The following is a 24263-nucleotide window of genomic DNA, read 5'->3' as shown; positions in this document are numbered from 1 at the left end:
AAACTTCCTGTAATTATTGATCGTTACTTGTTTGTAACTGGGTGTAAGCTTGGCGGGCCGCACTTTGCTCCGCCTCTTTTTTCGAGTGGCCCCAGCCCTGGCCAATTTGTTGACCATCCGCTGAAACCGCAATTTCGTACGAGCGCTCGTTAGCTGGACCATCCTGTTCAACGAGGCTGTATTCAATGTCCACGTCACCGTCGCGCTGCAAATATTCTTGCAGAGTCGTCTTGTAGTCAAAGACGCCGTCAAACCGGCCTTCATCCAACTTAGGAAAAATCACCTGGTGAACGAACTTCAATACCGGTTCACGCCCCTGATCCAGGTAGAGCGCCCCGACAAACGATTCAAAAATATCGCAAAGGAGCGAATCGCGTTCCCACGCCCGGGCCTTTTGTTCACCCTTACCTAAGCGAATATACTGTGGAAACCCACACTCACGGGCAAAGCTAGCAAAACTGTCTTCACAGACCATTGCTGCCCGGAGGCGGGTCAACTTGCCTTGGGGCATGTCTTTATAACGTTTGTATAAATATTCGGACACGGCTAATTCCAAGACGGCATCCCCCAAAAATTCGACCCGTTCATAAAATTTTAAATGCTGATCCTGATGCTCGTTAACGTACGAGGCCTGCGTAAAGGCTTCCGCTAACAAGGACGAATCGTGAAACTCAATTCCGAAACGCGCTTTAAGCATTGCGGCTAATTCGGTAATCATGACTATCATCCTTTCGTAATATCGTGTTTTGCAGTCACTGCTACAGTTTAATATTATACTATGTTTACGACCTGAATAACAATTCTTAATCAAAAGCCCCCCGTAACCGCGCCCGGGCCACCCACACTAGCCTAAAAGTTAACGGCCGGCAATGGCGGGCTAGAGTTGCCTTCACAGTCCTGAACGCGGTTGGCACCGCCCAGCCATAAGAAAAGGACTGGGGCTTGCGCCTCAATCCTTTTTCAACCCTTATTTTGCTTGGTGTGCAGCGACGTAGTCAACCACTTGGCCAACCGTCGTTAACTTCTCAGCGTCTTCATCCGAGATTTCACTGCCGAAGGTGTCTTCCAATTCCAAGACAAATTCGACAAAGTCAATTGAATCCGCGTCTAAGTCATTTTGCAAGTTCATTTCGTTGGTCACGGTACTTTGATCAACTTCGAAGCGGTCAGCAATGATGCCCGCAATCTTGTTGAAGATTTCTTCTTTTGTCATCTTGAGGTCCCTCACTAACTTTAATTCACTAACGTATTTTAATCGTTTTCGGCGGGCTTGTCTACACTCGCCTGCTGATTTGCTTGTTGTTGCTGATAATACTCAGCAACCCCGGGAACTAAGTTGGTGCTGACCATCTGCCGAATCTGCCGAATCGTATTAACGATGGTTGGTGCCTTGCTCGAGCCGTGGGCCTTAACGACCGGCGCCTTTAAGCCTAAGAGGACCGCGCCACCGTACTGGGAATAGTCCATTTGGGTCCGAATTTCATTGAAACCACTCTTCAATAATAAGCCACCCAGCTTACCACTAACGCCAGTATTGTAGACCGCGTCCTTCACTAAACCGAGCATTGAACGGGCCGTTCCTTCAATACTTTTTAGAACCGCGTTCCCCGTAAAACCGTCAGTGACCACGACGTCCGCCGCACCGTTCAATAATTCGCGGGCTTCAACGTTACCGATAAAATTAATGTCCGCCGTCTGCGATAACAAGTCAAAGGCCGCTTTATGAACCTTATTCCCCTTATCATCTTCGGTACCGTTGTTCAGTAGTCCAACTCGCGGCTGCTTCGCGTGCATCATCCGTTCCGCGTAGTACGTTCCAAGCACCCCGTATTGTTGTAAGTTTTGGGGTTTACTGTCCGCGTTAGCACCGATGTCCATCATGACAAAATTAGACTGGTGCGCGTTCCGAACCACTGGTAAGGCCGTTACGAGGCCGGGCCGGTCGATTCCCTTGATTCGCCCAACAATGAAGAGGCCGGCAGCCAGGACCGCCCCGGAATTACCAGCTGAGAAGAAGGCGTCCGCTTCCCCATCCTTAACCGCTTGGGCCGCCATGACAATTGAAGAGTGCTTCTTACGGCGAACTGCCCGAACGGGTTCGTCTTCCATCGTAATGACTTCATCGGCGTTAATAATCTGAATCCGGTCCCGGTTTTTTAACTGGGCCGTCAAGACGTCGCGCTGACCATAAAGTAAGAACACCGTGTCTTCAAATAAGTCGCGGGCCTGTTCAACCCCCTCAATGACCGCGTTCGGAGCGTAGTCGCCACCCATTGCATCAATTGCAATTTTCATCATCTTGTCACCATTTCCTCTCGTTATCGCGAGCTAGTCTAAAGTCCCAACCGCCGCTAATTTCGCTTCTAAGTTTTCTGCTAACGCCCGGTACTCGGGACGCGTCTGCCAATCCGGCGTCTGAACGATTGCATGAGCGTCTTGCTGAGCAACTTGTAAAACCGTTAAGTCGGCCACCGGATCACCAACCTTAAATTCAGGCATCCCGGACTGTTTAATTCCCAGTACGTCACCAGCGCCCCGTAATTCCAAGTCACGCTGGGCGAGGACGAAACCGTTCGTGGTTTCAGTCATAATTTGCATCCGTTCGATTCCCTGCTGATTCTTCGGGTCAGCAACCAGGATACAAAACGACGCCTGCGTCCCCCGACCAACCCGGCCCCGTAACTGGTGTAATTGCGCCAGACCGAAGCGATCAGCATTGTAGATCATCATAATGGTTGCGTTTTTAACGTCAACCCCGACTTCAATCACGGTCGTTGAAACCAACACCTGAATCTCACCCGCTTTAAAGGCCGTCATCACGGCTTCCTTCTCGTCGGCCTTTAACCGACCATGTAGCAGTCCCACTTTAACGCTCGGACCAAAGTAGGCCTGCAAATTTTCCGACAGTGCCTCGGCATTTTTAACGTCCAGGGTTTCAGATTCCTCAATCAACGGCGTCACCACGTAAGCTTGCGCCCCCGCGGCCACTTGCTGCTGAACAAAATGCAACGCGTTGTTGGCTTGATTACTTCGAACCCAGGTGGTTTGAATGGGCTGCCGGCCCGCCGGTAGCTCGTCGATTTCCGAGACGTCCATCTCACCGTAGGCCGTGATGGCTAACGTCCGTGGAATCGGGGTCGCCGTCATTGCGAGCGCATCGGGCTGGCCCCCCTTTTGCCGGAAGGCTGCCCGTTGGTTCACTCCAAACCGGTGCTGTTCATCCGTAATCACTAGCCCCAAGTTAGCGTACTGCACGTCGTCTTGAATGAGTGCGTGGGTCCCAATCAACAAGTCGATTTCCCCGTTTGCTAGCGCCCCCAGCAACGGTTTCCGCGCGGCCGGTTTCGTGGACCCCGTTAACAGGGCCACGTTCACATCGGTCTTGGCAAACACCTTCGCCAAGTTATCGGCGTGTTGTTCCGCTAAAATTTCAGTGGGGGCCATCAAAGCAGCTTGATAGCCAGCCGTAATGGCCGCGTACATCACAATGGCCGCGACGATGGTTTTCCCCGAACCCACGTCGCCTTGGAGCAAGCGGTTCATGTGTTGGGGCGCCTTCAAGTCCAGACAGATTTCATTCACGACCCGCTTTTGCGCGTGCGTCAATTCAAACGGGAGCGTTTTAATGAACGCTTTTAACCGCTGATTGTCATAGTGAATTGCAATCCCGTTAGTGCTAGCATCCGCCCGCTTCAAGGCCTGCATCTGCATCTGAAACAGTAAAAACTCCTCATACGTTGCCGACCGGCGCGCCGCGGCTGACGCCTCCTTGCTCGGCGGAAAGTGCATGTCGTGAATCATTTGCCGCCGTGGTAACAAGCGGTACTTGGCTTCAAGCGGCGCCGGGACAATGTCTTCGATCAGATCACCATACGCCGCGTAAGCTTGCTTGATTAATTTTTGAATCGTTGTTTGCCGAACCGCCTTACTGGCCGGATAGATCGACCCGAACGCCGATTCCGCGTTATTCGGGTTAATTATTTTCATCCCCGTCAAGCTACTCCGCTTCGCGTCCCACTTACCATACACCGCGATCGACTGACCAGTAATAATTTGCTTTTGCAAATAGGGCTGGTTAAAAAAAGTGACCAGGTAAACGTCGTGATCAATTAAGAGCCGAAAATTCAAGCGGCTCTTCTTGCGGCCAAAACGGCTAAGGACCGGCTCAGCCGCCACGGTGCCCTTCAGCGTCACCTTTTCCTGGTCCGCGATTTCATTAACATCTTTAACTTGTAAATCGTCGTAGCGAAAGGGGTAGTACGTTAGTAAGTCGGCCACCGTATTGATGCCGAGCCCGGCTAAAGCTTTTTGTCGGCTCGGGCCAACCCCACTCAACTCGCTGACTGGGTCACTTAGTTGTTGCATGCGCCACGCACTCCCTTCCCATTAATTACTTATTAATTATACCAAAGACCGTTCCGGGAAACCAAACCATCAACCGCGCCCATGGTAAGAAGGACGCCAACTATTAACGTAGATCGGCTCATTTTGGCGCTAGATCAATTGTGCTGAGATCCCCCAAAAATCGCTAGTTGAATTTCCCACCAATTCTCTGTGGTTACTAAAATAAGCCGGCAAGTTTGCGCTAAATTTAGCACCCGCTGCTGGCGCAACCGCAACACTAATTAGCATAGAGTCCTAATTTCAAGTCCAGAACAACTACAAGGGGAATCATCCCTAAATTCGGAATCATTCCCCTTGTCGTGATGATCGTAGCTTGAGTTACGATCATCTGAATTTACGCGTCAACCTACATTTGGCCGTAAACGTTATTATTCAACTGAGATTAAGTACGGATAAACGGGTTGGTCACCTTCGTGAATTTCAATTTCCAACTCATCGTCCAGCCCTTGAATAGCCTGACCAAGTTTTTCGGCGTCAGCCTTCGTGGCGTCCTCACCGTAAATAATCGTGACGAGTTCACTAACCTCGTCCAGCATCTTCTTAACCATCTCAAGGGTGGCTTCGTCGCGATCCGGGTTCGTTACGACAATCTTGCCGTCAACTAAGCCCATATAATCATCTTTCTTGATTGCCAAGCCATCAATGGTCGTGTCGCGAACGGCGTGGGTGACTTGCCCACTAATGACCGTACTCAACGTGGATTCCATATCCTCTTGGTTTTCAAGTAACTCAGCATTCGGATTGAACGCGAGCATCGCCGTCATCCCCTGCGAGATGGTCTTCGTATGCACGATTTTAACCGGAATATCAGCAACGTCGGCCGCTTGTTCGGCAGCTAAAAAGATGTTCTTATTATTCGGTAGCACGAGGGCCTGCTTAGCACCACTCGCCTTAATAGCATCCACAATATCAGCCGTGCTTGGGTTCATCGTTTGACCACCAGCAATGATGTTCGTGACCCCTAAGCCCTTGAAGAGCTTCGTTAAACCGTCACCGGATGAAACCGAAATAACCGCGTACCCCTTCATATCGATCTTAGGCGCAGCGGACTGGGCCACTTCTTCAGCGGTTTCAGCTGGTTGCTGGTCATGTTCCATAATGGTCTCTTGTTGAAGGCGCATGTTATCGACCTTAACCTTGATCAAAGCCCCGAACCGCTGGCCCCAGGTCATCACGTCACCCGGATGTTCCGTGTGCACGTGAACCTTAACGATTTCGTCATCGTTGATGACGAGTAGTGAGTCCCCTAACTTGGCGAGATAATCGTAGAAAGTGTCATAATCAAACTTGTGATCAACTTCCTTGCCATCACCCAACCGAACCATGATTTCAGTACAGTAACCGTACTTAATGTCACTCGGATCAAGTTGACCCTGCACACTCTGGTGGTGGGCCGCGTCAATCATTGAATCCATTTCCGCGTCGTCAGGAACGTAGTCATCAGATTCATCAATCCGACCACTTAGTGCGTCACTAAAGGCTTCCAGCACAAAGGTTAACCCCTGACCACCGGAATCCACAACACCGACCTGCTTCAAAACGGGCAGTAAATCTGGCGTTGATTTGAGGGCCGCTTCCGCCGCTTTCACGATCTCATTCATGATTTCTTCAATATCATCAGTCTTCTTAGCGGCCTTTTTACCAGCACCGGCGGCTTCACGGATAACCGTTAAGATTGTCCCTTCCGTCGGCTTCATCACGGCCTTATAAGCCGTTTGGGCACCCGCAGCGAACGCTTCCGTTAAGTCGGTTGCGTCTAAGGTTGCTTTTCCCGCCATGCTCTTTGAAAAGCCCCGGAAAATTTGGGATAAAATAACGCCGGAATTGCCCCGCGCACCCATTAACAAGCCCTTGGCTAAGGCAGCGGCTAAGTCGCCGACCTGGGTACTCGTTTCTTCGCGTTCGTATTTGGCCCCACTGGCCATGGATAAACTCATATTTGTACCGGTATCACCATCTGGTACCGGGAAAACGTTCAACGAATTAATGAATTCAGCGCGTTGGTTCAATTTCTGCGACGCAGCTTGCACCATTTTGCCAAATTCAAGGTTAGTAATCGTGGTGATTTTCAATTCAAAATTCCTCCTTGGCTTCCACCAATTTCGATTTAGTCGTTCATTACCCGCACACCTTGGACAATGACGTTGACCGAATTGGCCGTAACGCCAAGCATGTTTTGCAAATTATATTTGACCTTGGATTGGACGTTGCGTGAAACTTCGGAAATCTTGGTCCCGTAGCTCACAATAATATTGACATCGATTGCGACGCCGTTATCTTCTTGGCGAACAACCACGCCCCGTGCATAATTTTCGCGCCGTAAAATTTCATTTAAATTATCGCGAATTTGATTCCGACTCGCCATCCCAACGACGCCGTAATTATCCGTTGCGGCGCCACCGACGACGGTTGCAATTACATCGTTATCGATATCGATCGTTCCAAATTGCGTTTTGATTTTGACAGCCATGAAAACAGCCTCCTTATTTTAACGCGTTCATTTACGATAGTTTATCATAGCACAACGACGTAGGAAAGAAAAATTAAGCGCCACCCTGAACAAAGCCCGGGCTGGCGGAATTCAGCAGTAAAGTAAAATTACTTGATAGAAATGTATTGCAACCACCCCGAAACTATGATAAATTATTCTAGTGAATGATAAAGCAACGACCTTTTATCAATGATTACCGAAGGAGGCAGATCGACATGGCAAAAGACTACGTTACGGGCAAACGGACGCACTTTGGTAACACGCGTTCCCACGCCTTAAACCACAGCCGCCGCAGCTGGAAAGCTAACTTGCAAAAAGTTCGCATTTTAGTTGATGGTAAACCAAAGAAGGTTTGGGTTTCAGCTCGGACTTTAAAATCAGGTAAAGTTACGCGCGTCTAGCGCACAAATCGTCACCGCAATTTATTTTGTGGCTGGCGTTTTTTGTTATCTTCAATCCGTCCTCGCGACGGATTTTTTTATAAACTTTATAATCGGCCGCGCAAATTCCAACTACAATAACTCGCTCAAAAGCATATCAGAATGATGCCGCCAGCAGCGGGTGTCACCGGTTGGCTGGAACACTGCGGGCATCGATTTGAGCCATGGTTACACCCACTACCGGCTAGTCTTTCCTTAATCCAAAGCTTTGCGGCTAACTTTAGAAAAACTCAATCGATGACGTCAGTTCTGCAAAAGACTTACTAATAGCAATAGGGCCTGGGTTCCAGAACGAAAAGCATTGTTCCGGAACCTAGACCCTAAACTTCTCATCATAAAACATTGATTTAACAACATTCCTATTGACAAGACGTAGAAAATCAGGCACAACTTAGCTCGCCCATTTTAATAGTCACCGTAAAGTTGTTGAAAATTCAACTGGCACCCTTTCTAACAGATCTATACCACCTATCACCAACCGATAATAGTCCAAACGTGCGCCAAAAGTCAGCTAATCGACTTTTAGCGCACGTTTTGTTTTTATTAATCGGTCGGCTGCGCATCGCAACTTTGAATCACGGCTAAAACGCCCTGATCAAAGCTGAGATGACCGCTAGTCCCGACGAATTCGTTACTAGCCCACGAAATTGGATAGTCGTTATGCGCCGCGGCTAATTGATACAGTTCATCCGGTAACGTCAGGTGCATCGGCATCAACGGGACGAACGCGAGGTAGCGTTTATCGGCCTCTTTTTCCAGCTGGTACTCACCAGGCAAGAAGTATTGAACCGTGTTTTGCCGGTCAATGAGCTTAATTTTAGGTGCCCAGCGACGAAAGAACGGGTCCAAGACGAGCCAAACGTTTGCCAGCAAGTGGTCGAGCCGGCCGCCCGTTGCGCCGTAGATATGCAGTTCATCCGGAGCGTAGCGTTCAAAAATCGACTTAACCGCTAACTGGGTATCGGTATGGTCCTGATCCGGTTTGACGATCACCGAGCCTTCAAAGGCCGCTTTAACGGTCGCGAATTCCTGCTGGTCAATCGAATCGAAGTCGCCGACAACCATTTTGGGCGTAATTCCGCGCTGAACTAAGCGGAGGGCGCCACGATCGGCCCCCACCCAGTCACCGGCCCGCTGAGTTAAGTCGGCGGGATAGTTGGCGGTCGGTCCGCCGACTAGCAAATTAATCACTTTCATTAGTTGGTCGCTACTTTCAAATCTTCGATCCGCTGCGCGGGATCAGCACTTCCGTAGACGAAGGACCCCGCAACCGCAACCGTGGCACCAGCATCGTAGCACGCCTTAACGGTCGTGGCGTTAATGCCGCCGTCGACTTCAATGTCAAAGTGATAATTATGCTCCCGCTTTAATTCATCGAGCGCTTTAATTTTAGTGACCATCGCGTCAATAAACGCTTGACCGCCAAAGCCCGGATTAACCGTCATCACCAGAACTTGATCAACGATTGGTAACAAGTCGGCAATTTGAGTCAACGGGGTCCCGGGATTAACAACAACTTCCGCCTTGACCCCGGCCTGTTTGATCAGCTGTAAGGCATGGTAGATGTGCGGCGTACTTTCAACGTGGACCCCAATCAGGTCCGCCCCGGCCTTCGCAAACTGGCCGACAAACCGTTCGGGCGCCGTAATCATCAGGTGACAATCTAACGTTAACGACGTTACCGGCCGTAACGCCGCAACCGTACTCATTCCAAACGACAAGTTTGGGACGAACTGGCCGTCCATCACGTCAATGTGCAGCGCGTCCGCCCCAGCTTGTTCAACCATTTGAACGTCGCGTTGCAAGTTCGCAAAATCTGCACTTAAAATTGAAGGCGCAACTTTAATCATGTTTACTTCACTCACTTTTTATTTTTTCTTGTTATAAACCACTTTTTTATTTTTGATGGTTTCATAAAACTGTAAATAATTGTCGTACCGACTCGTTAATAACTGGCCGGCATCGAGGGCTGCTTTCACCGCACAGTGCGGTTCGTTGATATGCACGCAACCGCGATACTTACAGTCCGCACTCAACCGCACGAACTCTGGGAAATAGTGGGTTAACTCGTTAGCAGCAATGTCGAACACTTCGTACGAGGAAAAGCCCGGGGTATCTGCCACTAAACCGTCCGCAACCGGAATCAAACTAACTTTACGCGTCGTATGCTTCCCTCGGTTAAGCGCCTGTGAAATTTCACCGGTCGCTAACGCCAAGCCAGGCTCCAAGTGGTTCAACAGGGTTGATTTACCGGCCCCAGTTTGACCCATAACCACCGCTACGTGGCCGGCCAGCGCCCGTTTAACCATCGTTAAGGCCGCTTCTGAAAAGGCGGTCCGATCACAAATAACGGGATACCCAATTTTACGATAGGCGGCCGCCAACGTTTGGCGGTCCTGATAGTCCGCATCACTTAATAAATCCGTTTTGGCAAAGTAAATTACCGCGTCAATCCCAGCCACCCCCAACGCGACTAACTGGCGGTCAAGTAAGTTCGTTGAGAACTCCTGCGGCGTGGTTGCGGTCACGACGATTGCCAAATCAACGTTTGCGACTGGAGGCCGTACCAACTGTGTCTGGCGCGGCAAAACCTTTAAAACGTACCCTTCCTGCGGCGTCGTACTGTCAAACTCCACCTGGTCGCCAACCAACGGCGTAATTTTACGTTTGCGGAAATTGCCCCGCGCCCGCGTCCGGTATAGTTGCCCGTCAGCATAAACGTCGTAAAAGCCGCTCAATGACTGGCGAATTTGTCCAACTTTCAAATTAGCACCACCTTTTATAAATTTTGGTACGGTCCACTTTAAGAACTAGCTTCATTGTACCAAAAAAGTCATGCCTTTCGCATGACTTTTCACTTAATTTGTTGCGTCTTCGGCCGTAATTTGCGTCTTATTGGCAATCGTCACCCCGTTGCGAACGATTCGGTACCGGCCCTTCAAATCGCCCGTTAATTGAAACGGTAAACTAATCCGGGTATCATGCATAATCGTTAACTCCCGGTAAAGCGTCTCCCGCGTATGGGTATCGTCTTCCAAATAGATCTTAACGTTATTAGCCTGAGGGGCTGCCGCCGTTAAGGCCTTAAACGGAATGGTGACCTTAACGTAAAAGTTTTTAGGGTCCGGCTGATTAGTCGGTTGATTACCACGTGACATCATTACGGTCACCGTGGAACCCGAACGGACGTTAGTGCCCCCATCGGGCTCTTGGTCATACGAGTAGCCTTCCTTTTGCTCGTCAGTATACCCGCGCTGAAAGTTCACGTTTAGTCCGTTGTCTTGAGCGTAGGTCAAAATGTCGCGCTGACTCTCACCCGTTAAATCCTTTAAGTTAACGTAGTGGCTCCCAGCGCTAACGGTGAAGGTCACGGTCGTATCCGTCGGTAAGACCCGACTGCCGGCCGCAACGTCCTGACTAATAATTTGGCCGGCCGTTACGTCCGAGGTACTGTAGACCTTTTTGACGGTAAAGCCCGCCGACTTCAAAGTTTGCCGCACGTCTTGATAGCTATCGTTCACGTAGTTACCAAAACTCATCTCTTTGGCACCGCTACTAATAGTCAACCCAATCTTAGAGCGCTCCGGAACCGATGTTTTGGCACCTGGTGTCGACTTGATCACTTGATTTTTACGCACCCGATTACTCTTGACGCGCCGAACGGTTCCAACTGATAAGTGGCGTTTTGCCAGCGTTTCGGTGGCAGCCTGCTTCGTCATCCCAGTCACCTTCGGAATGGTCGTGGCTTGCGGTTGACTGAGCTCCCAACCGACCAATACCGCTAAGGCAAACAGTAAAACAATCCCTAACCCAATCAGCAACTTGCGCCGTAACGGGTGGCGCTTCGCCCACGACCGTTTCGGTAACGGCTTATCTTCCGGGGTCGCTTCAGCGGGTTTGGAAGCGGCCGGTTTCGGTTTAGCTGGTGCTTCGTGTGCCCGCGGCATGACCTGCGTCTTACCATCCTGGCTAGCAGCTAAGGCCGCCTGAATATCCGCGCTGGGCATAATTTTAGTTTCATCAATGTTTAAATCAGCGGGTTCAAAGCGCTTTTCACCCGCTCTGGCTGGCGCCAACGTGGTTTTTAAGTCAGCCGCCATATCTTCAACCGCGGCGTAACGGTTCCGGGGATCCTTGGCCGTTGCACGTAACACCACGTTTTCAAGGGCCTGCGGAATATCCGCATCGTAATCCCGTACCGAGGGGATTGCGCTTTGAAAGTGCTTTAACGCAATCGAAACCGCGGTTTCACCATTAAACGGTACCGAACCCGTCAACATCTCGTACAAGATGATCCCGAGCGAGTAAATATCCGACTGCTTCGTCGCCATGCTGCCACGGGCTTGTTCGGGCGACAAATAGTGGACCGAACCCAAAATGGTGTTGGTTTGGGTCATCGTGTGCTCCGACAACGCCACCGCAATACCGAAATCCGTAATTTTTGCGTTGCCGGCTTCGTCAATTAAAATATTTTGGGGCTTAAGGTCCCGGTGAATAATGTTGTGCGCGTGGGCGGTCGCCACCGCGCTTAAAATTTGAGCCATAATATCGAGCACTTGCTGCAACGGTAGTGGGAACTGGGACTTGATATAATTCTTCAAGTCCATCCCCTTGACGTACTCCATTACTAAGTACTGCATCCCGTTTTCTTCCCCGACATCGTACAAACTCACGATGTGCGGGTGAACCAGCTCCGTCGTCGCGAGGGCCTCCCGCTGGAAACGCTTGATGGTCTTCGGATCATCCCGTAAATCCAAACGTAAGAGCTTTACCGCGACGTCTCGATCTAAAATTAAATCGTGTGCCAAATAAACGTTGGCCATCCCACCTTCACCTAAGGACCGGACGATTCGATACCGTCCGCTAAGGGTATAGTTGGGTGTCATCTAGCGGCCACCTCACCATCAACCGCGACAATTAAGGCGGTAATGTTATCTAACCCACCGGCCGCGTTGGCCAATTTAATGAGGGTTTCACATTTTTCGGTTGCGGTTTGGTTGCCATCCTTTAACACCGTTGCCAGCTGATCATCACTGACCATGTTCGTGAGTCCGTCTGAACAGAGTAACAGTTGGTCTCCCGGTTGCATCGGAAACAAATTAGTATCAATATCGGCGTCGGGCGAAATGCCCAAAGTCCGGGTAATGATATTCTTTTGCGGGTGCTTGCGGGCTTGTTCCGCCGAAATCTCCCCGCGCTTCACCAGTTCGTTGACCAGCGAATGGTCTTCCGTTAACTGGTGTAAGGCCCCGTCGCGGTATAAGTAGCCCCGACTGTCACCAATATTAGCCATTAAAAAATCTTCATTAAAAAGAATGACCGCAACCATCGTTGTTCCCATGCCCTTTAAATCGGAAAATTCCTGAGCCTTTTCAATAATGTGTCGGTTTTCATCCTGAACTTCCGCCGACAACCACTTGACCGCGTCGTCCGGCTGATCAAAATCCGTATTTTCAAACCGGTAGCCCATGTGTGAGACCGCCATCTCGGAGGCAACGTCGCCCCCCTGGTGGCCGCCAATGCCGTCAGCAACGATGGCAAAGTTAATTCCGGCTTTATTTTTAAATACTCCAACATAGTCTTCATTTTCTTCGCGTTGTTGGCCAATATCCGACCGATATGCAAAATCCACGATTCACCACTCCAGCGTTATTTTTTCCGTAAACAAGCGATGAAAAAGCCGTCGGATAGATAATCATCCGGATAAATCGTCAACGTTTTCGTTGACCGATCCGCCTTCAACCCTTGCTTAGTTGGCGTTGTTTCTAATTCAAATTCAGGGTGGGTCGCGAGGAACTGCTCAACGACCGCCTGATTTTCCTGTTCTAAAATTGTACAAGTGCTATACGTCATGATACCACCTTTTTTCAAGGTTGGTGCGACCGCAGCTAAGATTGCAAGTTGAATTTGTTGCAAGTTCAAACTATCCGCCAGCTGCTTTTCATACCGAATTTCAGGTTTCCGCCGCATTAATCCCAACCCCGAGCAGGGCGCGTCGACTAGGATGCGGTCAAATTGGGCGTCACCGAACTCGCTCTGCGCCTTACGTGCGTCGAGTTGGGTCGCCGCTACCCGGTTAGCCACGTGCATCCGTGCCGCATTTTTCGCAATTAGCTTCACCTTACTGGTGTGAATATCGAGGGCCGTAACTTGGCCCCCCTGCTCAGCAGCTAGTGCGGCCGCAATCTGGGTCGTCTTACCACCGGGCGCCGCACAGGCATCTAAAACCCGGTCTGCGGGTTGCGGATCCAACGCGTCCACGGCCAGTTGGGCACTTTCGTCTTGAATCGTCAACCGGCCCGCCGCCAGCGCGGCCGTATTAACGGCCTGACCCGCGGTAACAATTAGGCCGGCGGGCGCTACGGCACTCGGTTCAACGCTTAGGCCGGCCGTTTCAAGTTCCGCCTGAACGTCCGCGACCGTCGCTTGATCAAGGTTGACCCGTAAGGCCTGTTTCGCCGGTTGGTTTAAGGAGGCTAACACCGCAACCATCTTATCCTGACCAACCTGGCGCCGCAGTTCCTGGATAATCCACTTGGGCATACTGTACATCACTTGCAGGCGTTCATCGGGATCTTCAATCGTCGTAAAGGCCGGCAACCCGCTTCTATCCATTTGATGGAGCACCCCGGTAACGAACCGCCGGATTCCCGGGTGCCCCTTGACTTTCGCAATCTCAATCGTTTCATTAAAGACCGCGCGTTGTGGAATTTTATCCAAAAATTGCCACTGGTAAAGCGCACTTAATAGGAGCTCGTGTACCCAGGGCACCAGCTGCTTGGGCCGCTTGACAAACGGCTTGAGCCAGAACTCCAAGGTCAAGCGGTGCTGAATCACGCCGTAAACCATGTTGGTTAATAGGTTAACATCGCGTCGGTCCAGCGAATGCTCACGAATGAGCTGATTTAACTGTAAGTTGGAATAAGCACCGTTTTTAATCTTGGCTAGGGCCGTAACGGCTAGCCAACGGGGATTTTCATCTAATTTCGTCATTAATCAATAACCTGCTCTCCGGTCGTAAACGTGTCAGCGGACCCGTTTAAATAATCAGTAATCATCATTTTAGGCTTCCCAGCTGGTTGGAGCTGGTTAATCGCTAACGCCGTTCCGGCCGCCGCCGCAATCACTAACGCGTGCTTTTCGCGGCGAACTACTTGACCAGGGGCCTGCGTCACGGTTTCGGTTAGTGGCGTCACGTCCCAAAGCTTAGTCCGTTTGCCGGCTAACACCGTGTACGCAATTGGGGCTGGCCGCATTCCCCGCACCTGATTGTCAATTTGAGCCGCCGTTTGGGTCTTAAAGTCGACCGCCTCTTGCTCCGGTTGAATGTTAGGGGCAAAGGTGACCTGATCTTCTGCTTGCGGCGTCGCGGTTAGCTCACCGGCAATTAACTTGGGGAGCGTTTCAAGTAAGAGGTCGCGCCCGACGCGGCTCAGCTTCTCAAACATCGTACCGGTATCGTCGGTTTTTTCAATTGGAATGGCGCGCTGTGCGAGCATGTCGCCGGCGTCCATCTTTTTAACCATGTAGATAATGGTAATGCCGGTTTCGGCTTCGCCGTTAATAATCGAATATTGGACGGGAGCGCCGCCCCGGTACTTCGGTAATAACGAGCCGTGGACGTTGATAGCGGCCAGTTTAGCCGCTTTTAATAGCTTCGTTGGTAAAAATTGCCCAAACGCAGCCGTCACGATTAGATCAGGCTGAAGTTCGATGATCCGGGCCATTTCTGGGCTCCCACCAATTTTTTCAGGCTGGAGCACTTCAATCCTGTGCGCCACGGCCACCTTTTTCACGGGTGACGCGGTTAAAACGTGCTTACGACCAACTTTACGGTCGGGTTGCGTAACCACCGCTAAAACTTGGTACTTCTGTTCAATTAAACTTTCTAGAATGGGCGCCGCAAACTGCGGGGTCCCCATAAAAACGATTGATGGCATACCTTGATTCCTCCTGAATACTTACATAAAGTGCAACGGTTCAACGTCAATTCCAATTTGAAGGCCTTGGCGTTGTTGGGCCTGCGTTTCATGTAACAACGTCGTTAACGTGGCGGCCAGGTTTGGCTCACGTTTATATTTAATCACAATTTGATAGTAGTAACGCCGATTAACGCGGGCGATTGGCTTGGGCGTTGGCCCCAAAATAATGGTTTGCGATGCTAACCGTGGGCGCAGCCATTGTAACAATTGGTACATGCGCTTGGCCGCAACCGCCTCATCCAAGTCACTGGCAGTAATTTGCACGGTAAAGTAGTACGGTGGGTAGTCCCCTTGGTGGCGCATCCGCATTTCATACTTGAAGAAGCCCTCATAATCATGGTGCTGGGCAAACCGAATCGCATAGTGGTCCGGATTAAAAGTTTGAATGTAAACGTGCCCCGGCTTAGTCGCCCGACCGGCGCGGCCGCTGACCTGCGTTAGTAGCTGAAAGGTCCGCTCACTAGCCCGAAAATCGGGCAGTCCCAGACCGGTATCGGCGTTTAACACCCCAACCAGAGTAACGTTCGGAAAGTCCAGCCCCTTCGCAATCATTTGCGTGCCGATTAAAATATTAGCTTCCCCACTGCCAAACTTAGCCAACAGCTTCGCGTGGGCCCCCTTTTTCCGGGTCGTATCGTTGTCCATCCGAATAATGTTGGCGTCGGGTAGCAATTCTTTCAATTCCGTTTCAACCTTTTCCGTCCCGGTGCCGTAGTATCGAATTTGATGACCGTGGCAGTTCGGACAGATTCGCGGAATTGGTTCCTCATGGCCGCAATAATGACACTTCATCGTGTGGCTGTCCATGTGGAGCGTGAGTGAAATGTCACAGTTGGGACACTTCAGCACAAACCCACAGTCCCGGCACAAAACGAACGATGAGAAGCCCCGCCGGTTGAGCATTAAAACGCTTTGTTCATGCCGGTCTAAGCGGTCTTGAAGCGCGACCAACAACGGCGCCGAAAAATTACTTTCCGCGTGTTGCTGCATTTCTTTTTTCATATCAATGATGGAAACGGTCGGTAACGGGCGTTGATTGACCCGCTCAGCCAGTACTAACCGCTGATAAACGCCCTTTTCAGCGCGAGCCCGGGTTTCCAGTGACGGCGTCGCGGAGCCGAGAACGACCGGACAATGGTGGTACTGACTACGCCACAGCGCTACTTGGCGGGCGTGATAACGTGGCGCGTCGTCCTGCTTATAAGTGCTTTCATGTTCTTCGTCCATCACGATTAAACCAATGTCTTTAAGCGGCGCAAACACGGCTGAGCGGGCACCGACAACGACCTGGGCTTCACCGCGTTGGATTCGACGCCATTCGTCGTACTTTTCACCGTTTGAAAGCCCACTGTGCAGTACCGCAACCGCCTTACCAAATCGTCCGCGCACCCGTTGAACCATTTGGGGAGTGAGTGAAATTTCGGGCACGAGCATCAGTGCGGTCTTTCCCTGAGCCAGGGCCGCCGCCATTGATTGGAGGTAAACTTCCGTCTTACCGCTCCCGGTGACCCCTTCAAGTAAGAAGGTGGTCGTCGCGTCCTGCGTGACGGCTTGCGTAATCTGATCCACGGCAACTTGTTGCTCGGCGTTTAACGTCAACGCCTGCGTGGCCTTAATTTCACTCGTTGCGTAGGGGTCGCGGTAAACTTCCAGCTGAACTCGTTGCAACCAACCCTTCTGTTCACCAGTCCGAATCGTAGCCGGATTGACGTCAAAACGCTGGCAAAAGTCCGCCTGCGTGACGGTCTCACCGTTCAACGTGGCTAACCCCTTCAGGAGCGCCAATTGTTGTTTTGCGCCGTGGCGTAATTCGCCCTCCGTCGCGGTAATGGCGCTTGCGTCTAAGCGGGCTTTAACCCCGAATTGGGTCTTTCGCCGGGCCTGATTTTTAACTTGGTAGTAAACGTCAACTTCTCCAGCAGCCTGTAACCGTAATAATTGGCTCACCGCTTGAGACGTCGTCGCAACCTGATCAAACGGCACTTCCGGCTGATCACCAAACCAAGTGGTCCGAACCGCGGGCGGCGTTTGAGTCGTTGGTCGTAAAAGTTTGACGTACTTTGCGCGCATTACCGCTGGTAACATCGTTTGCGCACAAGTAATTTGAAACGAAAAGGTGCTGGCCGCTAACCACTTGGTAAGGGCCAACATTTCCGTATTTAAAACGGGCGCTAAATCAACAACTGCGTCAATTTCTTTTAACGCTCCGTCAAATTCCGGCTGGTCGCCGCAACTGAGCACAAACCCTTGCACCCGGCGCTTACCGCGACCAAACGGAACTACAACTCGCATCCCGGGTTGGACCTGAGCCTGCCAAGCGGCCGGGATACGGTAACTATACGGCCGGTTCGTTTGCATGGTCGGCACGTCTACCAATACTTGTGCAATTTCTGCCACAACGACCTTCCTTTCTTACTTTGGTTGTGGTTGCCAGCCAGTTTCAGCGACAACCGTGGTTAAAATTTGGTTTGCAACCGCCCGCTTAGACATCAGGGCGGTCGTCAGCGGTGCCTGGTCCGGCCGTAATAGCGTCACCTGGTTGGTGTCACCATTGAAGCCGACTCCGGGTTGTGAAACATCGTTGGCAACTAGCAAATCCAGCCGCTTACTGGTTAACTTGTGTTGCGCGTTAGCCAACAGGTTTTGCGTTTCGGCCGCGAAGCCCACGACGTACTGGTGCGTTTTACGGGTTGCAAGTTCCTTTAAAATATCCGTTGTTTCCGTTAATTGTAACGTTAAGTCCGCATGGTCCTGCGGTTTTTTAATTTTTTGTTGATTAGTTTGAACGGGGCGGTAATCCGACACCGCGGCTGCCATGACTAATAAGTCGCAAGCCTCAAAGTGGGTGACGACCGCATCGCGGAGTTCCGCGGCGGACGCTACTGGTAGTACTTGTACGCCGGCCGGCGCACGCAAATGCGTTGCCGCACTAATGAGCGTGACCTGCGCCCCCATTGTCCGGGCTGCCGCAGCCACCGCATAACCCATTTTACCCGACGAACGGTTAGTAATGTAGCGGACCGGATCCAAGGCCTCCCGCGTACCGCCCGCCGTCACAAGCACGCGCCGCCCGGTTAACGGTAACGACGGTGTCCGTTGAATCTGCTGATCCGTTAACCAGGCCAAAATTGCTTCGGGCTCCGGCATCCGCCCCCGACCCGCGTAGCCTTCCGCTAGCATTCCATCTGCCGGCGTTAGCACCGTTAGTCCATCGGCCACTAGTTGTCGTAAATTACGCTGAGTTGCCGGGTTAGCGTACATGTGTGAATTCATCGCGGGCACCACGTACTTCGGCGCAGTGGTCGCTAAAATCGTGCTGGTCGCCGCATCGTCGGCGAGACCGTTCGCCACCCGGGCAATGAGATTAGCCGTTGCCGGAACCAAGACCATGACGTCGGTCCAGTCCGCTAATGCCACGTGAACAACGTGGGACGGATCACTCGTCGTAAACTCATTCAACACCACTGGTTGACGAGTCAACGTTTGAAACGTTAACGGGGTAATAAACTCAGCCGCGTGGGCCGTTAACGCAACCCGGACCGTCGCGCCCCGTTTCATCAGTTGCCGAATCAACACGAGGGCCTTATAACTGGCGATACCGCCACTAACCACAACGGTAACGTGACAATCTTTCCAAATCTCCACTTTTTCACGTCCTTACCCCACGGCTCAACTTTTACCGCGGGTTCATTTGGCGGTACCTACTCGGACCGTCATTTATCAATGGGTCAATTGTATCAAGAAACGGGGATGAGGTGAAGCTTCAAGCCGCCGAAGGGTCCCATTAGCGAGCGCCCCGTCCAATTCAGCTACCGGGATCATTGCTAACAAGAACCCATAAAAAAAGCGCTAAGCTCCATTAGCTCAGCACCGTTTCCAACCACTAACCGTTAATCCTTATCCTTTTCGTCGGGGTCGATCATTAAATCGCCAGCTGCGATTTCTTCTAAGGCCCGACCAATCGTTTTCACTGATTTGTAGTTGCTTAACATGGGACTTGCACCGGCATCCAATTCATGGGCGCGCTTGCTAGCCAACATAATCAATGAATAGCGTGAATTAACTTGCTTCAATAAATCATCAACTGATGGGTATAAAATCAAGATTCCGCATCTCCTAACATTTCTTCGTATTCGGGCATGACCCGTTTAACACTGTACCGTTCACTACGAATAATCGCTTTGATTCGTTCGGCCGCTAATGGCACCTCATCGTTAATCACGGCGTAATCGTAATTGCGCATCATTTTAATTTCACCAACGGCTTTAGCCATCCGCTTATTAATTACGGCCATATCATCCGTGCCCCGGCCAATAATCCGGTGTTTTAATTCCATTAAATCGGGCGGCGTCAAGAAAATAAACACCCCATCGGGCATCTTCTCGCGAACTTGCATGGCCCCGTTCACTTCAATTTCCAAGAAAACGTCCTTGCCTGCCGCTAGTGACTGCTTAATATATTTTAAGGGCGTTCCGTAGTAGTTGTCAACATACTTAGCATATTCAAGCATTCCGCCACTCTTAATTTCAGCCTCAAACTCTTCTTTCGAGACAAAATAATAGTCTTTCCCATTTACTTCGCCCGGACGCATTGCGCGCGTCGTCATCGAGACTGAATATTGAAAATCGTTATCATCTGAGTCAAAGATTTCCTTCCGGACGGTACCTTTACCGACACCCGAAGGACCTGATAAGACGATTAACATGCCTTGTTTCGCCATGATCACAAATTCCCCTTAATTAAATATGTTTTAAAGCTTATTTTGCACTTTTTACCCGGAGATTGCAAGCTTTATCAAGCGTTGAGCCCGCTTTTCTCATCCTAATCCAAACGAACCAAATTTTTCGCTTGCATTTTAGAACGCTTGTTCGTATAATGAAAACACAAACAAATGTTCGAGGTGGCAAACATGCAAAATCAACAATCCAATCTCAAGTTAATTTCTAAAAATTTACAGGCAACGTACCGCCAATTTATGGATGACTTTAACGCTACCCCGGACCAACCGGCGCCGTTAATGCCCACGATGCCTGTTTTTCAACGCAAGCAGTTTCTCAATCAGGCTGAGCAACGGCATTACCGGCTACGCATCCAGATGCAGCCCCAATTAACGGCGGCCCACCCGTACAATATTCACGGGCAGCTTAAAACGTTACCGAACGGCCAACTGGTGCTGATCAATCAACGGTTACACTTAACCCATTTGATTGACCCCAACAACGTTCGCTACATTGAGCGCTTAACGAATTAAAACAACGCTTGCATCAAAAGATGCAATCACGGCTATATTACCTTGCATATGCGCGTGGTGTTTTTGGTGCAAAAAAAAGATTGATGTTACAGTTTCCTCCGACTTCCCTGAATGAGTCCGTTTGGAATTCCTGTAAATCAATCTTTTTATTTTAACTATTTTTGCGTCGGATCGGCCCGTTTTTCAATCCAAGCCAAGACCGTATCGGAAATAATCGCCATTAACGCGGTCGGCAACGCCCCGGCTAAGATGATGGCACCACCGTTCGTGGCGTTAGTCCCACGAATAATGATATCCCCTAAGCCGCCGGCACCAACGAAGGTCCCGATGGCGGTGATCCCAATAGCAAGGACGAGGGCGTTCCGTAAGCCAGCCATGATAACCGACAAGGATAACGGGAGTTCAACCATGCGCAGAATTTGCCACCTGGTCATTCCCATCCCCTTACCGGAATCTAAAATCGACGGACTCACGTTCAGCATGCCCGTATAGGTGTTCTTGATAATTGGCAGTAACGCGTAAAGGAAGACGGTCACAATCACCGTGTTCACTCCGAGTCCCAAGCCAATCATAATAATTGATAGCATCGCTAGCGACGGTACCGTTTGAATCACGTTCGCTAACGCAATCACCGCCGAACTCAGCTTACTGTGATGCGCAATGAAAATCCCAATCGGAATCCCCACAATGGCGGCAAACAGTACCCCGTAGATCGACACGAGGAAGTGACGGCTAAACTGACTTAAAACGTACGCACCGTTTTGTTGGTAGTAATAAACCAATTGCTCTAACAAGTTCATATTAGCCATTACTTGTCACTCCCTTCAAAGTAGTTATTTTGTTCCAAGAAGTTCTTGGCTACCGTTTCCGGTTCCTCCAAGTTATTATCAACCTTATAATTTAACTTCTGGATTGTCTTTAAATCAATTTGACCGTTTAAGCGACTCAAAATTGATTTCAACTTTGGATGTTCCTTAAGCACTTTATTGGTTGCAACGGCGCTCGCGTTATATGGTGGGAAGAAATTCTTATTATCCTTTAAGATGGTCAAATCATAACTCCCAATCCGACCATCAGTAGAGTAACCTAGGATGGCGTCCATCTTACCAGATTCCAACGCGTCGTAAACTAGTCCAATTTGCATTGGGTAGGTCGTTCCGAACTTATAACCGTAGAGTTTCTGGAACGCAGCGTAACCGTCACCCTTCCGTTCCAACCAAGTTTGGTCCAACCCAACCGTCAACTTCGGTGCAACTTTCTTCATATCACTGACCGTTTTCAAATTGTACTTCTTAGCGGTTTCCTTAGTCACCATAAAGGCGTAAGTATCCGCAAAACCGTACGTTGGGAAATAAGTCATATGATATTTACTATTAAATTCATCCTTAACTAACTGGTCAGTTTCCTTAACATGTCCCCGGTCGACCTTTTCACCAAGAATGGTCGTCAGGTCGGTCCCAGTAAACCGAATCGACGAAATGTCCGCCTGATCGTTTTTAAGGGCGTTAAAGCTAACTGTCCCGGAACCTAAGTTATTAATCAAGGTCGTGTTCATGTTTGAATAGTGTTGAATCATATCTTGAATAACGTAAGCCATAATTTGCTGCTCGGTGGTGTTTTGAGCGGCAATCCGAACCGTTCCAGCGGACGTTCCGGATAGGCCTGGAAAACCACAACCCGTTAAGAGTAACCCACTCGCAACGGTCGCAATTAAACCTAAGAACCATTTCTTTAATTTTTTCATGTGAGCTCCCCCCTTACGATTGCGTGGTCCGTGGGGTCACAACTGCTTCGAGTTTCCCCAGTAACCAATCGACGATGAGGGCTAAAATAATGACCGGAATCGACCCACCTAAAATTAGGTCGGTACGGTAAAGGTTCAACCCGTTAAAAATAAAGTCACCTAAACCGCCGGCACCGATATAGGAAGCCAAGGCTGCCCACGCAATTACGTAGGTTGCGGATAACCGCACCCCGGACATGATCACGGGCGCCGCCATTGGAACTTCAACTTTGATAATCGACTGCCAGCCCGTCATCCCCATGCCTTTAGCTGCATCGATCAGCGCGGGTTCCACGTCTTCCATTCCAAGGTAGGTGTTGCGAAGAATTGGCAGTAATGAATAGATAAACAGCGCAATGATTGCTGGAAAAGCCCCGATCCCGAGGAACGGAATCATTAAGGCCAACAGGGCCATCGCTGGAATCGTCTGTAACATACTAGCAATCGACATGATGACGTTCGCGACCGATGACTTTACTCGCGTCATTAAAATCCCGAGTGGCACCGCCACAATGACCCCCAAGGCCAGTGAGAAGGCGGAGATATAAATGTGTTGCCACGTTTTTAAAATCATCTGCGCGCCATAAGTTTCTAAGAAACTAATCATTTAGTCTCACCGCCTTTAGCGTCGGCTGGGGCTGCGTCCTCCTCGTGATGAATATTATTGGAGGCTTCGTCTTCCGCCTCGTCGCCCCAAAGTGCGTCGTACACGATATCCACCAGCGTTGCCCGCGTCACGATCCCAACGAGCCGGTGTTTGTCATCAACGACCGGGATATTTTTCAGCCCGCGTTTGAGGATGCGTTCAACCGTATCACGAATTAATGAATTCGATTGAACGTAGAAGAGGTCCTTTTCCATGATGTCACTGACACTCGTTGCCGAATTGAAGTTGTAGTCAACGTCTTCAATGCCGATGACCCCTTTCAGGATACCAGCTTCATCGGTAACCAGTAGGCTATCAACCCGCTTATCATGCATTAACCGCAACGCATCGGTCAAAGATTTACCCGGCGTTGTGGCAATTGGATCCTTCAACATGACTTGGCCAACGGTCGTAATACTTGGCCGGGCTTGAATCAAGCGATCTTTCCCGATCAAGTTTTCAACGAACTCGTTTGCGGGGTGCCGTAACACGTCGTCCGGTGAGGCCACTTGCATAATTTCACCGCCATCCATGATGACGATCTTCGTGGATAACTTCAACGCTTCGTCCATATCATGGGTAACAAATACGAAGGTCTTACCAAGCCGTTCTTGTAAATCCTTAACCAAATCCTGTAACGATTCACGGGTAATTGGGTCAAGCGCCCCAAACGGTTCGTCCATCAAGACCAGGTCTTGATCCGCCGCTAGCGCCCGAACAACCCCGATCCGTTGTTGTTGCCCCCCAGAAAGTTCGGAAGGATAACGATCTAAATAGTCTTCAGGAAGTTCTACTAACTTAATCATTTTCTTAGCGCGTTCGTTCATCTTCTCTTGGGGCCACTTTAGTAAGCGGGGCACCAAGGTAATGTTATCGCGAATGGTCATGTGGGGCATTAAACCAATGTTTTGGATAACGTAACCAATCTTACGCCGCAATTTCACGGGATCCATCTTACCAATATCTTCACCATTTAACTTAATGGTCCCGGAAGTCTGACTCAACATCCGATTAATCATTCGCATGGTCGTCGTCTTACCCGAACCAGAAGTTCCGATGAAGCACACAAATTCACCTTTTTCAATTTCCAAGTTGAAATCTTTAACAGCTACTTTGCCGCCAGGATATGTTTTATTCAAATGGGACATTGTCAGAAACAACCTCATCACTCCAATCTTTTTTCAGCTTATTCAATTTACTTAATAAACTGTACCCTACTAAGGATAACTTATCCGGAAAGGAAATTGCAAACAACACGTCACATAA

23 protein-coding genes are annotated in these 24263 nt (G+C 50.1%); 2 read left to right on the top strand and 21 right to left on the bottom strand.

Features of this window, described 5'->3' with window-relative positions; all coding sequences use genetic code 11:
• Nucleotides 1-13: 13 nt before the first annotated feature.
• From rnc to FFM79_RS02185, 6 genes are all read right to left on the bottom strand, one after another.
• On the bottom strand, nucleotides 14-718 hold the full coding sequence (rnc, locus tag FFM79_RS02210; protein ID WP_137641835.1) for a ribonuclease III: 705 nt from the start codon (nucleotides 716-718) through the stop codon (nucleotides 14-16).
• Between the two features lie 249 nt (nucleotides 719-967).
• Nucleotides 968-1213 carry an acyl carrier protein gene (acpP, locus tag FFM79_RS02205; RefSeq protein WP_137641834.1) on the bottom strand — a complete coding sequence of 82 codons (246 nt, stop codon included), beginning with the start codon at nucleotides 1211-1213 and terminating at the stop codon, nucleotides 968-970.
• Nucleotides 1214-1251: 38 nt separating this feature from the next.
• Nucleotides 1252-2295 (bottom strand): phosphate acyltransferase PlsX, encoded by a 1044-nt coding sequence (plsX, locus tag FFM79_RS02200; RefSeq protein ID WP_170177357.1) that lies wholly within the window; start codon nucleotides 2293-2295, stop codon nucleotides 1252-1254.
• A gap of 33 nt (nucleotides 2296-2328) precedes the next feature.
• Complete coding sequence (gene recG, locus FFM79_RS02195; RefSeq protein ID WP_137641832.1) at nucleotides 2329-4365, bottom strand: ATP-dependent DNA helicase RecG; 2037 nt, start codon at nucleotides 4363-4365, stop codon at nucleotides 2329-2331.
• A 407-nt stretch (nucleotides 4366-4772) separates the two neighbouring features.
• A complete protein-coding gene (locus FFM79_RS02190) occupies nucleotides 4773-6476 on the bottom strand; it encodes a DAK2 domain-containing protein (protein ID WP_137641831.1) in 1704 nt (567 codons plus the stop codon).
• 35 nt (nucleotides 6477-6511) lie between these two features.
• A complete protein-coding gene (locus FFM79_RS02185; RefSeq protein WP_137641830.1) occupies nucleotides 6512-6874 on the bottom strand; it encodes an Asp23/Gls24 family envelope stress response protein in 363 nt (120 codons plus the stop codon).
• A 236-nt stretch (nucleotides 6875-7110) separates the two neighbouring features.
• On the opposite strand from FFM79_RS02185, the gene rpmB reads away from it, so the two are divergent.
• Complete coding sequence (rpmB, locus tag FFM79_RS02180) at nucleotides 7111-7296, top strand: 50S ribosomal protein L28 (RefSeq protein WP_003638622.1); 186 nt, start codon at nucleotides 7111-7113, stop codon at nucleotides 7294-7296.
• 582 nt (nucleotides 7297-7878) lie between these two features.
• Here rpmB and FFM79_RS02175 read toward each other — a convergent pair.
• The 11 genes from FFM79_RS02175 to gmk all read right to left on the bottom strand — a co-directional run bounded on the left by FFM79_RS02175 (nucleotide 7879) and on the right by gmk (nucleotide 20037).
• The gene (locus tag FFM79_RS02175) at nucleotides 7879-8532 is read right to left on the bottom strand and encodes a thiamine diphosphokinase (RefSeq protein WP_137641829.1); all 654 of its coding nucleotides are present in this window, start codon (nucleotides 8530-8532) and stop codon (nucleotides 7879-7881) included.
• The gene (gene rpe, locus FFM79_RS02170; protein ID WP_137641828.1) at nucleotides 8532-9185 is read right to left on the bottom strand and encodes a ribulose-phosphate 3-epimerase; all 654 of its coding nucleotides are present in this window, start codon (nucleotides 9183-9185) and stop codon (nucleotides 8532-8534) included. The genes FFM79_RS02175 and rpe overlap by 1 nt, the downstream gene beginning before the upstream one ends.
• A gap of 18 nt (nucleotides 9186-9203) precedes the next feature.
• Nucleotides 9204-10100: a ribosome small subunit-dependent GTPase A gene (gene rsgA, locus FFM79_RS02165; protein WP_137641827.1), complete on the bottom strand. Its 897-nt coding sequence runs from the start codon at nucleotides 10098-10100 to the stop codon at nucleotides 9204-9206.
• A gap of 93 nt (nucleotides 10101-10193) precedes the next feature.
• On the bottom strand, nucleotides 10194-12221 hold the full coding sequence (gene pknB, locus FFM79_RS02160) for a Stk1 family PASTA domain-containing Ser/Thr kinase (protein WP_137641826.1): 2028 nt from the start codon (nucleotides 12219-12221) through the stop codon (nucleotides 10194-10196).
• The gene (locus FFM79_RS02155) at nucleotides 12218-12967 is read right to left on the bottom strand and encodes a Stp1/IreP family PP2C-type Ser/Thr phosphatase (protein WP_137641825.1); all 750 of its coding nucleotides are present in this window, start codon (nucleotides 12965-12967) and stop codon (nucleotides 12218-12220) included. The genes pknB and FFM79_RS02155 overlap by 4 nt, the downstream gene beginning before the upstream one ends.
• 17 nt (nucleotides 12968-12984) lie before the next feature.
• The gene (gene rsmB / locus FFM79_RS02150) at nucleotides 12985-14328 is read right to left on the bottom strand and encodes a 16S rRNA (cytosine(967)-C(5))-methyltransferase RsmB (protein ID WP_137641824.1); all 1344 of its coding nucleotides are present in this window, start codon (nucleotides 14326-14328) and stop codon (nucleotides 12985-12987) included.
• On the bottom strand, nucleotides 14328-15275 hold the full coding sequence (gene fmt, locus FFM79_RS02145) for a methionyl-tRNA formyltransferase (RefSeq protein WP_137641823.1): 948 nt from the start codon (nucleotides 15273-15275) through the stop codon (nucleotides 14328-14330). The genes rsmB and fmt overlap by 1 nt, the downstream gene beginning before the upstream one ends.
• A gap of 21 nt (nucleotides 15276-15296) precedes the next feature.
• A complete protein-coding gene (gene priA / locus FFM79_RS02140; protein WP_137641822.1) occupies nucleotides 15297-17714 on the bottom strand; it encodes a primosomal protein N' in 2418 nt (805 codons plus the stop codon).
• A 15-nt stretch (nucleotides 17715-17729) separates the two neighbouring features.
• Nucleotides 17730-18962, bottom strand: coding sequence for a bifunctional phosphopantothenoylcysteine decarboxylase/phosphopantothenate--cysteine ligase CoaBC (coaBC, locus tag FFM79_RS02135; protein ID WP_137641821.1), 1233 nt, complete (start codon nucleotides 18960-18962; stop codon nucleotides 17730-17732).
• Between the two features lie 245 nt (nucleotides 18963-19207).
• Nucleotides 19208-19420 (bottom strand): DNA-directed RNA polymerase subunit omega, encoded by a 213-nt coding sequence (rpoZ, locus tag FFM79_RS02130; protein ID WP_137641820.1) that lies wholly within the window; start codon nucleotides 19418-19420, stop codon nucleotides 19208-19210.
• Complete coding sequence (gene gmk, locus FFM79_RS02125; RefSeq protein WP_137641819.1) at nucleotides 19417-20037, bottom strand: guanylate kinase; 621 nt, start codon at nucleotides 20035-20037, stop codon at nucleotides 19417-19419. Before gmk ends, rpoZ begins: the two co-directional genes overlap by 4 nt.
• 189 nt (nucleotides 20038-20226) lie before the next feature.
• Here gmk and FFM79_RS02120 point away from each other — a divergent pair, with 189 nt between their 5' ends.
• Entirely contained in the window at nucleotides 20227-20568 is a 342-nt protein-coding gene (locus FFM79_RS02120; protein WP_137641818.1) for a hypothetical protein, read from the top strand.
• Between the two features lie 155 nt (nucleotides 20569-20723).
• On the opposite strand, the gene FFM79_RS02115 is transcribed toward FFM79_RS02120, so the two are convergent.
• From FFM79_RS02115 to FFM79_RS02100, 4 genes are read right to left on the bottom strand one after another with little or no spacing between them, the layout of a single operon-like run.
• Nucleotides 20724-21377 carry an ABC transporter permease gene (locus FFM79_RS02115; RefSeq protein WP_137641817.1) on the bottom strand — a complete coding sequence of 218 codons (654 nt, stop codon included), beginning with the start codon at nucleotides 21375-21377 and terminating at the stop codon, nucleotides 20724-20726.
• On the bottom strand, nucleotides 21377-22312 hold the full coding sequence (locus FFM79_RS02110) for an osmoprotectant ABC transporter substrate-binding protein (RefSeq protein ID WP_137641816.1): 936 nt from the start codon (nucleotides 22310-22312) through the stop codon (nucleotides 21377-21379). The genes FFM79_RS02115 and FFM79_RS02110 overlap by 1 nt, the downstream gene beginning before the upstream one ends.
• 13 nt (nucleotides 22313-22325) lie before the next feature.
• Nucleotides 22326-22958 (bottom strand): ABC transporter permease, encoded by a 633-nt coding sequence (locus FFM79_RS02105; protein ID WP_137641815.1) that lies wholly within the window; start codon nucleotides 22956-22958, stop codon nucleotides 22326-22328.
• Nucleotides 22955-24145: a betaine/proline/choline family ABC transporter ATP-binding protein gene (locus FFM79_RS02100; protein ID WP_174795720.1), complete on the bottom strand. Its 1191-nt coding sequence runs from the start codon at nucleotides 24143-24145 to the stop codon at nucleotides 22955-22957. The genes FFM79_RS02105 and FFM79_RS02100 overlap by 4 nt, the downstream gene beginning before the upstream one ends.
• Nucleotides 24146-24263: the final 118 nt, after the last annotated feature.

The organism is Lactiplantibacillus modestisalitolerans (genome assembly GCF_005405425.1).
Lineage (GTDB): Bacteria > Bacillota > Bacilli > Lactobacillales > Lactobacillaceae > Lactiplantibacillus > Lactiplantibacillus modestisalitolerans.
The sequence above is the reverse complement of the archived record's forward strand: the minus strand, read 5'-3'. Positions and strand labels throughout refer to the sequence as shown.